This window comes from Nonomuraea sp. NPDC003201, assembly GCF_053590415.1.
Genome location: NZ_JBSFTC010000094.1, coordinates 24,937 through 36,457 on the forward strand (window position 1 = coordinate 24,937; position 11,521 = coordinate 36,457).

Here is an 11,521-nt window from a genome sequence, read left to right on the forward strand (position 1 = left end):
CGCGCGCCCTGAAACAGGAGTCCCGACGTGTTCTGGCGTGCGATCTCGGGCAAAGCCATCTGCCTGAGCGACCAGTTTCCCTTGATCAAGGTGGAGGAGGTGATGCGCGGGCAGGTCACGTTCGTCGGCCTGCCGCCGGTCGAGCTGGGCACGGACGTCGACTGGACCGCGAACCCGCACGGCAACCGCTCCTGGGCGCTGAACCTGCACGCGCTACGCTGGATGGGCCGGCTGGTCGCCGAGTACGAGCGCTCGGGCGAGCCCGCGTACCTCGACCGCGCGAGCACCCTGGCCGAGCACTGGATCCGCGAGAACCCGCACGGCGGCCGCGGGGTCAGCCCGTGGGCGTGGGCCGAGCACGCGGTCGCGTTACGCGCCCCCGCGCTCGTGTGCCTCAGCGAGCACGTGCGGAGCCGGGCACTGTGGAACAGCCTCGCCGAGCACGGGGAGATCCTGGCCGACTCGTCGCTCTACCGCGCGGGCCACAACCACGGCCTGGACCAGGACATCGGGCTCCTCGTCGTCGGCTGCCGGCTCGGCCGGGCACGCTGGCGCGATCTGGCCATCCGCAGGATGACCGCCTCCGCCGAGCTGGCCATCGACAGCCAGGGGGTGCTCCAGGAGCAGGCCCCCCGCTACGGCCTGTATGTGCACCGGCGACTCGGCACGGCGCTGCGGGCGATCGGCGAGAGCGGCGCCGCACCGCCCCAGCGGCTCATCGCCCGGCGGGCCGCGCTGGAGGCGTACGTCGCCCACGCCACCCAGCCCGACGGCCGCCTCGCCCCGATCGGCGACAGCCCGGCCGACACCCGCGCCGACGGGTTCCCGCACGAGGGGCCGGTGGTGCGGGTGTTCGACGGCGGGTACGTCTTCGGCAGGACCGCCTGGGACGATCCGCGATCCGCGTTCTACTCGATCAGGTTCGGGCCCGGGCGGCGGCTGCACGGGCACGAGGACCACCTTGGCGTCACCTACAGCGCCCAGGGCCGCCGGATCCTCGTCGAGGCCGGGTTCCACTCCTACGAGCGCACCGGGTACGTGGAGTGGACGCGCTCGCCCGAGGCGCACAACGTGCCCGTCGTGGCCGGGGCCTTCCGCCCGGAGACGGCCACACGGCTCGTCGGATCGTCCGTCGAGCCGTCGCGCCAGTCCTTCGAGCTGGCCGACGACGCCTACGGGGTGACCAGGACCCGGCGCGTCCTCGTCAACCACGGGCCCGACCTGATGGCCGTGCACGACTCCGTCGAGGTCGGGACCCTGCGCAGCCTGTGGCACTTCGACCCGTCGCTGCACGTGGTCTCCCGGGGCGACGGCCGGGTGGTGCTCGGGGACGGGGACTGGCGGGTGACGCTGCTGCAGCTCCCGGGGGTGGGGCTGGGGGTGCGGCCCGGGCTGGTCTCGACCGGTTACCTGCGGACCGCCGAGGTGGCGACCGTGGTGTCCCCCGCCGCCCCGAGTGTGCTGACCGTGATCGTGCCGGGCGCGGCCGATCCGCGCGTGTCGGTCTCCGGCGACGCGCTGACCGTCCACACCCCGGACGGCCCCGTCACGCTTCACCCCCCGTAGACGCACACCCCGCTATCTATCGCGGTCCGCTGGACGCGGACCGCCGTACAGCCAGTCGACGTAGTCGTGGGCGGCCGGGTCCCTGGTCCGGAACAGCTCGTTGCGCAGCACCCGGGCCACGCCGTCCACGTGCCAGATGTCGCCCCACAGCCGCGCCGTCGTCTGCACGCGCGCCGTCCTCGGCACGCGGATCTCCTGGTACGCGGCCAGCGCCCGGTCCCAGTCGCCGGCCGCCGACTGCTCGGCCAGCTCGTGGGCGTCCTCGATGGCCTGGCAGGCGCCCTGGGCCAGGTACTGGAGCATGGGGTGGGCTGCGTCCCCCAGGAGGGCGAGCCTGCCCCGCACCCAGGTGCCGATGGGCGGGCGGTCGAGCATGGGCCAGTGGCGCTCGCGCCACAGGTACGGCAGGCCCTTGCCGATCGCGTCGCAGCAGCCGTCGAAGGCCGCCTCCAGATCGCCGGGGCCGCGGAAGACGGCCACCTGGTTGAGCAGCTCGCCGCCGCGCAGGGCGTACTGGACGAAGTGGCAGCCGGGGCCCAGGTACGCGACCACGTCGGAGACGTCGAAGCCCTCCGGGAGCGGACAGGTGCCCCTATAAGCGACAAATCCGGAATCGTAGGGTTGGTCGGCGACGAGCTGGGCCCGCAGGACCGACTGCAGGCCGTCCGCCGCGACCACCACGTCACCCTCGTGCACCTCGCCGTCCGCGCAGTGGGCCCTTGCGCGTCCGGCGTCCACCCGCTCGACGTGCCGGCCGTTCAACAGCTCCACGCCCGCGGCCGTGCAGGCCCGCAGGAGGACGGCGTGCAGGTCGCCGCGGTGCGCCACCACGTAGGGGCCGCCGTAGCGGCGCCGGAACCTCTCGCCCAGGTCGAGGTGGGTGAGCTCCTCGCCGGTCAGGGCGTCCCTGAAGACCAGCCGCCGGGGGAGCACGCCCCTCTCGATCACCTGGTCCAGCAGGCCCCAGCGGTGGAGCACGCGGGTGGCGTTGGGGCCGAGCTGCAACCCGGCGCCCACCTCGCCGAACTCGGCCGACCGCTCCAGCACCCGGACCGTCCGCCCGGCCCTCGCCTGCGCGAAGGCGGCCGCCAGCCCGCCGATGCCGCCTCCGACGACGACCACCTCGACCACCTCGACCACGAGCCCTCCTCTCCACCGACGACGCTCGCGCCCGGCCCGAGCCTTCAGGGCCCGAGCCTTCAGAGTCCGAGCCTTGAGAGCCCGAGCCTTCAGAGCCAGCGGGCGATGTCGGGGGCGGCGGGGTCGGGGGCGGGGCCGCGCCCGGTGACCCAGGCGGCCAGCTCGGCGGCCATCCCCCGCACCTCCGGCAGGCCCTCCCCATCGGACGGCCAGGTGGCGAGGCGGTCGGTGGGGCGGTCGGTGGGGCGGTCGGTGGGGCGGTCGGTGGGGCGGTCGGTGGGGCGTAGGACCATCGCGGGTTCGTCGCCGCGCCGTGCCCACAGCGCCGTCACATCCGTGAGCAGCGCGTCCACCAGCTCGCCCGGCAGATCCTCGAACCGCCCGCCCAGGTCCACGCCGTGCACCCAAACCTCGCGGGTCCGCAGCCACACCACCTCGGACGCGGGCACGAGCCGCCCCTGAGCGGTCCGCACGCGGGCGTCCCACCGGTCCCCGGACAGCTCGCCCAGGGCGTCGCGCAACTCCTCGGACGTCTCCCTGGCCAGGCTCTCCAGCGCGGCGGCGTCCAGCCGGGCGGCCAGGTCCTCGATCTCGGCGTCACGGGCCTCGGCCGAGGCGTACATCGGACGCTCCTCACCCGTCCGCGCCCAATGCACCAGCCTGCCGAGAGCGCGGGCGTTCGCGGCGACGTGCGCCACCACGTGCCGTCCCGACCATCCGGGCAGCCGGCTCGGCCGTCCGAGGTCGGCACCGCGTACCTGCGCCTCGAAGTACGCGGTGCCGGCGTCCATCCAGCCCAGGTCAGGCATCACGGCGTGCCACGTTGACCAGCTCGCCGAGGCCCGCGATCCGGGTCACGACCTTGTTCCCGTCGGCGAGGTAGCGAGGAGGCTTGCGGGCGTGGCCGACGCCTCCGGGCGTGCCGGTGGCGATGACGTCCCCGGGCTGGAGCGTGATGATCCGCGACACGTACGAGATCAGCTCGGCCGGGCCGAACACCAGGTCGGACGTGTCCGTCTCCTGCACCACCTCGCCGTCCACCTCGCACTGCATGGTCATCGTCACGCCCTCCAGCTCGTCCGGGGTGACGAGGTGCGGGCCGAACGGCGTGCTCGACTCGAAGGTCTTGCCCTGGAGCCACTGCAGCGTGCGGTACTGGTAGTCGCGGGCGGTCACGTCGTTGATCACGGAGTAGCCGGCGATGGAGGCCGCCGCCTGCTCGGGCGACACGTTCCGGGCCGCCGTGCCGATGATCACCGCCAGCTCGGCCTCCCAGTCGACGGCCTCGGAGACGGCGGGCAGCGCGATGTCGTCGTACGGCCCCACCAGCGCCTCGGCGAACTTGGCGAACAGCGTCGGATGCTCCGGCAGCTCCCGCCCCATCTCCAGGATGTGGTTGCGGTAGTTGAGCCCCACGCAGACGATCTTCCCCGGCCGGGGGACGACGGGGGCGAGGTCGGCCGTGGACAGGGGATGCCGGGGCCCGTCGGCGGCGGCCGCCACCTCCCGCCAGCGCGGATCGGCCAGCAGCGCCCCGACGTCGGGCGCGCCGACCTCCACGGCAAGGTCGCCGTCGATCCTGGCGGCGGTCGTACGGTGCGGCAGCCGCAGCGTCGCGAGCCTCACACGAACTCCTCTCGATATTGACGCAGGCCCTCGAAAACGGGCGTGTCAGCGAAACGGAACAGGTCGAAACGGGTCTCGGCGCGGAACGACCACGCGCACCACGACGGCACCACGACGAGGTCGCCGCGCGACAGCCGCCGCTCCGCGCCGTCGAGGGTCACGAACCCCTCACCGTCGAACACCTGGTACACCGACGACCCCACCTCTCTCCGCGCGGCCGTCGCGGTCCCCGCCCGCAGCCGGTGGAACTCGGCCCTGATCGTCGGCATGACGTCGCCGCCGGTGGTGGGGTTGGTGTAGCGGACGGCGGCGTGGCCGGGCTCGACGGTCCCGGGGTGGCCCTCGTCCTCCAGCGCCAGCTGCTCGTCCAGCGCCCGGTCGGTGTGCTCCCAGCGGTACGCGGCGATCGGCGAGCTGGGCGTGGCTTGCAGCGCCGAGACGGGACGCAGCCCCGGGTGCGCCCACAGCCGTTCCGAACGCGACACGCTCGGCGTCGTCACGTCGGTGACCTGGTCGGGGCCGAACTCGAAGAACGAGGTGTCGGTGTAGTGCACGAGCGGGATGTCCAGCCCGTCGATCCAGGCCATGGGCGCGTCGGTGGTGTTGTGATGCCCGTGGAAGTGCCAGCCGGGAGTCAGCAGGAAGTCGCCGCGCCGCATGGCGACCGGGTCGCCGTTCACGACGGTCCAGACACCCTCGCCCTCGACGACGAAGCGGAAGGCGTTCTGGGTGTGGCGGTGCTCGGGGGCGACCTCGCGCGGCCCCAGGTACTGGATGGCCGCCCAGAGGGTCGGCGTCGCGTACGGCATCCCGCCCAGGCCGGGGTTGGCCAGCGCGATGGCCCGGCGCTCCCCGCCGCGCCCGACGGGCACCAGCTCGCCGGCCCGCTCGGCCAGCGGGTAGAGCGTCTTCCACTCCCACACGTGCGGGCGCGCCTTCGGCTTCGGGCGCTCCGGCATCAGGTCGCCGACCTGCGTCCACAACGGAACCAGGTCTTCCGCCGCGAAGTCGGCGTAGAGCCTCTCCTCTGGGTTCATGGAGCCCACGCTAGGAGGTGATTCTGTATACGGCACTAGCATTCTGCTATGAAGAACAGGCCCGCCTACGCCCTGGGCTCCGTCGACAACGTGCTGCTGCTCCTGCACATGCTGCGCGACCAGGGCCGCCTCAAGGTCGCCGACGTCGCCAGGGAGCTGGGCATCGCCCGCTCGACCGCCCACCGCCTGCTGGCCATGCTCGTCTACCGCGACTTCGCCGTGCAGGACGAGCAGCACACGTACCTGCCGGGGCCGTTCCTCACCTCGACGCAGGCCGGCGCGGGCGGGGCGGTCCTTCGCGAGCTGCGCGCCCGGGTCAGGCCCGCGATGGAGGCGCTGTGCGCGCGGGCCGCGGAGACCGTGAACCTCATGCTCCGGGTCGGTACGGAGGTGCGCTTCCTGGACAGCGTGGAGTCGTCGCAGATCCTGCACGTCGGCGACCGCCGCGGCACGATCCTGCCCGCCCGCCGGGCCTCCGGCGGCAAGGTCCTGCTCGCCACCCTGCCCCCCGACCAGCTCCGCGACCTCTACCCCGACCTTTCCGACCAGGAGCGCGCGACGCTGACCCGCGAGCTCGACGACGCCAGGGCCCGCGGCTACGCGCTCAACATCGACGGCACGGAACGCGGCGTCTCCGCCATCGGCGCCACCCTCCGCAACGGGAACGGAACGGCCCTGGCCGCCCTGTCGATCTCGGCCCCCTCGGCCCGCTTCGGCCCGGACCGGGTGGGGTTCTTCGCGGCTCAGCTGAAGGCCGCGGTGAGGGAGGCCGAACAGGCGCTGACCGATTTCCCCGACACTTGACGAGTGTAACCCCATGGGGGTTACTATAGGGGTATGCCAAAGATCAACGTCTACCTGCCGGACGAACTCGCGGAAGCGGTCAAGCAGGCCGGGGTGCCGGTGTCGGCGGTGTGCCAGCGCGCGCTGGAACAGGCGGTCCGCCGGGTGACCGCCATCAGGGAGACCGTCCTGAGCGACCTCGACCTCGAAGAGCCGACCGGGGCGCTGAGGCACCTGACGCCCAGGACGCGCACCGTCCTCAAACTGGCCGCCGACCAGGCCAGGGCGGAAGGGGCCGCGGCCGTCGGCACCGAGCACCTGCTGGGCGCCATGCTGAGCGAGGGGACCAACCTGGCCCTGCACGTCCTGCGGGCCGTGGAGATCGACCCCGAGCAGGTCGGACGCGACCTCGCCCGCCACCAGCCCGCCCCCGGCGCGGCCGGCGGTTCGGAGCCGCGCAACTTCAGCGGGGCGGCGGCCAATGCGCTGGAGTTCGCCGTCACGGAGGCGACCTCACTCGGCCACAACTACGTGGGCTGCGAGCACCTCCTGCTCGGCCTCGTCGCCGAGCCCGACGGGACCGCCGGCCAGGTCCTGCGCGGGCTGGGCGCCGAGCCCAGGCTCACCAGGCGCGCCGTGGTGGCGGCCCTGGCCGGGTACGTCCACCTGCGGGCGCAGACGCAGCAGGACGCCGAGGCCCAGGGCGATCAGGGCCGGCCCGCCGCCGTCCAGGCGATGCTGTCCGCCGCCGTCCGCCAGGAGCTGCAGCCCCTCGTCCAGCGGCTCGAGCGGCTGGAAGCGCACGTGGGGCTGGACACCTGAGGATCACGAGGTGTCCGCCGCCATCCGCGTCACCCTGGTGGCCCTGATCGTGGTCGGGATCGTGATCGGGGCCACGTGGTGACGATCAGAGCCAGTCGCGGCGTTTGAAGACGAGATAAAGGGTCAGACAGACGGCCGCCATCAGCACGATCGCGAATGGGTACCCGAATGCCCAGTGCGTTTCCGGCATGAAATCGAAATTCATCCCGTAAATGGTTCCGACCAACGTCGGAGCGAACAGGATGGCGGCCCAGGCGGAGATCTTCTTGACCTCCTCGCCCTGCTGGATGCTCGCCTCCGTCATCCGGGCCATCTCCGCGTTCTGCGCCTGCGTCACCAGCGTCGAGTTGACGACCAGGATGTCCTGCAGCATCTGCCGGAACGCGGAGATCCGCTCCGACACCGTGATCGCGTGGTCGGCCACGTCACGCAGGTAGCTCTGCAGCTCGTCGTTCATCCCGTGCTTGGAGGCCCCCGCGATGAACGCGTGGAGCATGCCCACCAGCGGCGCCGTGGCCCGCTGGAACTCGATCACCTCGCCGGACAGCTCGTAGACCCGCCGCGACACCGACGGGTCGCCGCCGAAGACCTGGACCTCGATCTCCTCGATGTCCTTCTGCAGCCCGGCCACCACCGGGGCGTAGCCGTCGACCACGGCGTCGAGGATGGCGTACAGGACGGCCTGCGGGCCCTGCCGCAGCAGCTCGGGCTCGGACTCCATGCGCTTGCGCACGGCCTGGAGGTCGGGGGCCTCGGCATGGCGTACGGTGATCACGAAGTTGGGGCCGACGAAGACGTGCACCTCGCCGAACGCGACCTCCTCCACGTCGTCCAGGTAGCGCGCGGCCCGCAGCACCACGAACAGCGTGTCGCCGTAGCGGTCGGCCTTGGGCCGCTGGGAGCCGACGATCGCGTCCTCCAGCGCCAGCTCGTGCAGCTCGAACTCCTCGCCGAGCTTGACCAGCTCCCACTCCTTCGGCCGGTAGAGGCCGATCCAGGCCATGCTGCCCGGGATCTCCTTGAGGCACTCGAAGGCGGCGCCCAGGGAGCCGGGGGTGTCGACGCGCCTGCCGTCGCGGTAGATGGCGTTGTCGATGACGGTCGGCCGGTAGGGCCGCTCCTCCGTGGCACGCGGGTCCATCGAGTGCTCGGGCGCTTCCTCGTGGACGTCGCCGCTGCGCCTGAACCCCTTCACCCTGGCCATGGCCCTCCCTGGACCTAAGAGAGCTCGTCGAGTCGTTGCGTGGCGCGGTCTCTGATGGTCTTGCGCCACATCGGCGTCCAGCCGAACAGCAGCCCGTGCGGCCTGCCCAGCGCCATCTTCGACCAGCGCCTGAAGTCGAATTCGTCGTGGTGGCGGACGATCAGGTCGCCCTCGAACCTGAACAGCGCGTCGATCTCGTTGACGACCTGGCGCCCGGTCCTGGAGAAGGTGTAGCGGGACGTCCAGTGCGCGGTGCCGGTGAAGTCGTCGGCCGTCACGTCGCCGTAGGTGGATCTGAGGCCGTCGCGCACGCCGAGCTGCAGCCGCCACATCGTCATCACGCGGTCACGCCCCTCGACCTCCTGGAAGATCGGATCGCCGAAGCTGACCTCGGGGTGGTAGCAGCGCTCCATGGCCGCGAAGTCCGCGCGCCCCAGAGCGTCGTAGAAAGCGCCGATGAGCGCGACGTGCCGATCGTTCACTCCTCTATCAGATCATGGCCGCTGCGTTGCCCCAGCACACCGCCCGCAACCAGGCATCGCCCAGGTCGAGCCGGGCGAGCGCGTCGAGCTGATGGGCGTAAGGATATGGAATCGTCGGGAAGTCACTACCGAGCACCACCTTGCCTGAAATGCCCAGATCAAGCAATGCCGGCCGCAGTCGCGCGGGGAACGGCATGCCCAGCTCGGCGAAGTCGGTGAACGCCATCGTGGTGTCCAGCGCCACCCGCTCGTAGCGGGCGGCCAGCTCGAAGAACGGGTCGTACTCCGGCATCCCCAGATGCGCGATCACCACCCGCAGCCGCGGATGCCTGCGCAGCACCTCGCCGATCGGCCCGGGGCCGATGTGCCCGCCCGGCACGGGCACCGAACTGGCGTGCGTCACCACCGGCACCCCGGCCTCCGCCAGCAGCCCCCAGACCTCGTCCAGCTCGGCGGCCCGCGGGTCGAACCCGCCGACCTGCAGGTGCACCTTGAAGATCCTGGCCCCGTCCTCCAGCGCCCGGCGCACGTACTCCACGACGCCAGGCTCGGGGTAGAAGGTCGCCGAAGGCAGGCATCCAGGTGTACGGCGGGCGAAATCCAGCGTCCAGGCGTTGAGATCGAGCGCCATGTCCGGCTTGTGCGCATAGGCGAGAGCGGGGAACACGCGCACGCCCATGGCCCGCAGCAGCGCGACCCGCTCCTCCGCCGGCCACTCGTACTCGATCTTCCAGCCGTTCCCCATCAGCGGGCCGCCGTGCCTGAAGTGGTGCCAAACCCGCCGCTCCATCCGCTCCGGCAGGAAGTGGACGTGCAGGTCGATCAGGCCGGGCAACCCGAGCCCGCGCCACCAGTCCGGAATCCGGGCGTCAGAATCTTGTTCTGTGGCCACGCAGGAGACTCTACCTGGATAGGGTTTCTCCTCGATGGAACAGCTCTGGGCCCACCTGATCAAGGTTCAGCCTGACCCCGACCCCTGGGTCGTGGGGGTCTCGGCTCTCGCCGCGTTCGTGCTCGTCGGCTTCCGCATGCCCTGGCAGGTGACCAGAGGCCTGATCACGATCGCCCACGAGGGCGGCCACGCGCTGATGGCGCTGGTCACCCGGCGCAAACTCGAAGGCATCCGCCTCCACTCCGACACCTCCGGCGTGACGCTGACCAGGGGCAGGCCCACCGGGCCCGGCATGGTGCTGACCGCGCTCGCCGGCTATGTGGCGCCTCCGCTGCTGGGGCTGGGCGCCGCCTGGCTGACCGAGATGGGGCACATCACGCTGCTGATCTGGAGCGTGCTGCTGTTCCTGGTCTGCATGCTGCTGCTGATCCGCAACCTGTACGGCGCGCTCATCCTGCTCGCCACCGGCGGCGCCGTGTTCGCCCTGATCATGTACGCGCCCGCCGAGGTCCAGCAGGTCGTCGCCCTGGTCGCGGTCTGGATCCTGCTGTTCGGCGGGATCAGGCCGATCATCGAGCTGCAGCGCAAGCGGCGCAGGCGGCAGGCGCGAGACTCCGACGCGGACCAGCTGGCCAGGCTGACGTTCCTGCCCGGCGGGTTCTACGTGTTCCTCTTCCTGCTGGTGTCGGTCGCGTCCGCGGCCTTCGGCGCGTACCTCATGAATCCGCTCTAACCCCCAAAATTCGCACTAAACTCGCCTGCAACAGGGGGGAGTGCCGTGCTGCCAGTCGAGGACGCGCCCGGCTACCGGGTACTCGATCAGGCGGGCCAGGGCGGCTTCGCCGTCGTGTACCGCGCCTACCAGGAGCGCCTCGACCGGGTCGTGGCGCTCAAGGTGCTGTCCGTCGACCGGGTCGACCAGCGCACGATGCGCAGGTTCCAGCGCGAGCTGCAGCTCACCGGCCGCCTGACCGGCCACCCCAACGTCGTCACCGTCTTCGACACCGGCGTCACCCGCTCCGGCAAGCCGTACATCGCGATGGACTACTTCGAGAACGGCTCGCTGCGCGACAGGGTCCGCAAGGAGGGGCCGCTGCCGGTGCCCGACGTGCTGCGGGCCGGGGTGAAGCTGGCCGGGGCGCTGGCCGCCGTACACGAGGCCGGGGTCCTGCACGGCGACATCAAGCCGCAGAACATCCTCATCTCCCGGTACGGCGAGCCCGCCATCGCCGACTTCGGAGTGGCCCGGGTCGTGGACTCCTCGGAGATCTCGGCCACGTCGCAGGCGTTCACCCCGCTGCACGCCGCGCCCGAGGTGCTCACCGGGCAGCCGCACTCGGCCTCGACCGACATCTACTCGCTCGGCTCGACCCTCTACCACCTGCTGGCCGGCCAGCCCGCCTTCCACAACCCGACGGACCCGTCGATCGCGCCGCTGATGTACCGGGTGCTCAGCGTCGAGCCGCCCCCGATCAACCGCTCCGACGTGCCGCCGCCGGTCCTCGAGACGGTCATGCGGGCGATGTCCAAGCAGCCCGAGGTGCGGTACGGGTCGGCGCGGGAGCTCGCCCGGCGGCTGCAGGAGGTGCAGGCCGAGCTGGGCCTGCCGGTGACCGACCTGGTGGGCCAGGACCCCGGCCCGGGACCGGCGATGTCCACGGTGCCCCGCCCTCGCCTCGACGACCCGCCCACCGGCGAACCCCAGCCCCCGGGGAGCCCCCAGCACACGGGGAGCCCTCAGCACACGGGGAGCCCTCAGCTCCCGACCACGGGCAACCACCTGCCATCCACGGGCAACCATCTCCCGACCACCGGGAACCACCTGCCCGGCGGCCCCGGCCGGCCGTCGCCGTTCGCCCCCGAGGCGCGACCGGGGGCTCCAGGCCGGTGACGGGGACGCCGTGCTCGTACCGCTGGATCCAGGACCCGTTGAGGCGGCGGTTGGTGTGGACGAGCCAGTCGCTGAGCG

General features: G+C 71.9%; 12 protein-coding genes. 5 read left to right on the plus strand and 7 right to left on the minus strand.

What is annotated here, in order from left to right; translation table 11 throughout:
- Positions 1–27 precede the first annotated feature (27 nt).
- Complete coding sequence (locus tag ACWDX9_RS28880) at positions 28–1,566, plus strand: heparinase II/III domain-containing protein (RefSeq protein ID WP_449959347.1); 1,539 nt, start codon at positions 28–30, stop codon at positions 1,564–1,566.
- Between the two features lie 12 nt (positions 1,567–1,578).
- Here ACWDX9_RS28880 and ACWDX9_RS28885 read toward each other — a convergent pair whose 3' ends face one another.
- The 4 genes from ACWDX9_RS28885 to ACWDX9_RS28900 form a co-directional block, all read right to left on the minus strand.
- The gene (locus tag ACWDX9_RS28885) at positions 1,579–2,706 is read right to left on the minus strand and encodes an FAD-dependent monooxygenase (RefSeq protein WP_449959349.1); all 1,128 of its coding nucleotides are present in this window, start codon (positions 2,704–2,706) and stop codon (positions 1,579–1,581) included.
- Between the two features lie 89 nt (positions 2,707–2,795).
- Positions 2,796–3,515, minus strand: coding sequence for a maleylpyruvate isomerase family mycothiol-dependent enzyme (locus tag ACWDX9_RS28890; protein WP_449959363.1), 720 nt, complete (start codon positions 3,513–3,515; stop codon positions 2,796–2,798).
- On the minus strand, positions 3,508–4,332 hold the full coding sequence (locus ACWDX9_RS28895) for a fumarylacetoacetate hydrolase family protein (RefSeq protein ID WP_449959350.1): 825 nt from the start codon (positions 4,330–4,332) through the stop codon (positions 3,508–3,510). Before ACWDX9_RS28895 ends, ACWDX9_RS28890 begins: the two co-directional genes overlap by 8 nt.
- Positions 4,329–5,369: a cupin domain-containing protein gene (locus ACWDX9_RS28900; RefSeq protein ID WP_449959351.1), complete on the minus strand. Its 1,041-nt coding sequence runs from the start codon at positions 5,367–5,369 to the stop codon at positions 4,329–4,331. The genes ACWDX9_RS28895 and ACWDX9_RS28900 overlap by 4 nt, the downstream gene beginning before the upstream one ends.
- Before the next feature lie 48 nt (positions 5,370–5,417).
- On the opposite strand from ACWDX9_RS28900, the gene ACWDX9_RS28905 reads away from it, so the two are divergent.
- Together ACWDX9_RS28905 and ACWDX9_RS28910 are read left to right on the plus strand one after the other, a co-directional pair.
- Complete coding sequence (locus tag ACWDX9_RS28905) at positions 5,418–6,173, plus strand: IclR family transcriptional regulator (RefSeq protein WP_449959353.1); 756 nt, start codon at positions 5,418–5,420, stop codon at positions 6,171–6,173.
- 33 nt (positions 6,174–6,206) lie between these two features.
- A complete protein-coding gene (locus ACWDX9_RS28910; protein ID WP_449959355.1) occupies positions 6,207–6,974 on the plus strand; it encodes a Clp protease N-terminal domain-containing protein in 768 nt (255 codons plus the stop codon).
- A gap of 85 nt (positions 6,975–7,059) precedes the next feature.
- Here the strand turns inward: ACWDX9_RS28910 and corA are convergent, their stop codons facing one another.
- The 3 genes from corA to ACWDX9_RS28925 are packed head-to-tail and all read right to left on the minus strand — an operon-like array spanning position 7,060 to position 9,552.
- The gene (gene corA / locus ACWDX9_RS28915; RefSeq protein ID WP_449959356.1) at positions 7,060–8,178 is read right to left on the minus strand and encodes a magnesium/cobalt transporter CorA; all 1,119 of its coding nucleotides are present in this window, start codon (positions 8,176–8,178) and stop codon (positions 7,060–7,062) included.
- Positions 8,179–8,192: 14 nt separating this feature from the next.
- Positions 8,193–8,660, minus strand: coding sequence for a nuclear transport factor 2 family protein (locus ACWDX9_RS28920; RefSeq protein ID WP_350722306.1), 468 nt, complete (start codon positions 8,658–8,660; stop codon positions 8,193–8,195).
- A 7-nt stretch (positions 8,661–8,667) separates the two neighbouring features.
- Positions 8,668–9,552, minus strand: coding sequence for an amidohydrolase family protein (locus tag ACWDX9_RS28925; RefSeq protein ID WP_449959358.1), 885 nt, complete (start codon positions 9,550–9,552; stop codon positions 8,668–8,670).
- A 34-nt stretch (positions 9,553–9,586) separates the two neighbouring features.
- Here ACWDX9_RS28925 and ACWDX9_RS28930 point away from each other — a divergent pair, with 34 nt between their 5' ends.
- Both ACWDX9_RS28930 and ACWDX9_RS28935 read left to right on the plus strand, forming a co-directional pair.
- Entirely contained in the window at positions 9,587–10,285 is a 699-nt protein-coding gene (locus ACWDX9_RS28930; RefSeq protein ID WP_449959359.1) for a M50 family metallopeptidase, read from the plus strand.
- A gap of 45 nt (positions 10,286–10,330) precedes the next feature.
- A complete protein-coding gene (locus ACWDX9_RS28935) occupies positions 10,331–11,443 on the plus strand; it encodes a serine/threonine-protein kinase (RefSeq protein WP_449959361.1) in 1,113 nt (370 codons plus the stop codon).
- Positions 11,444–11,521: the final 78 nt, after the last annotated feature.

What these genes read in the sequence shown, in the direction of transcription:
- ACWDX9_RS28900 (WP_449959351.1), bottom strand. Translation starts at nt 5,369, where the DNA reads ATGAACCCAGAGGAGAGGCTCTACGCCGACTTCGCGGCGGAAGACCTG.
- ACWDX9_RS28890 (WP_449959363.1), bottom strand. Translation starts at nt 3,515, where the DNA reads ATGCCTGACCTGGGCTGGATGGACGCCGGCACCGCGTACTTCGAGGCG.
- corA (WP_449959356.1), bottom strand. Translation starts at nt 8,178, where the DNA reads ATGGCCAGGGTGAAGGGGTTCAGGCGCAGCGGCGACGTCCACGAGGAA.
- ACWDX9_RS28930 (WP_449959359.1), top strand. Translation starts at nt 9,587, where the DNA reads ATGGAACAGCTCTGGGCCCACCTGATCAAGGTTCAGCCTGACCCCGAC.
- ACWDX9_RS28910 (WP_449959355.1), top strand. Translation starts at nt 6,207, where the DNA reads ATGCCAAAGATCAACGTCTACCTGCCGGACGAACTCGCGGAAGCGGTC.
- ACWDX9_RS28905 (WP_449959353.1), top strand. Translation starts at nt 5,418, where the DNA reads ATGAAGAACAGGCCCGCCTACGCCCTGGGCTCCGTCGACAACGTGCTG.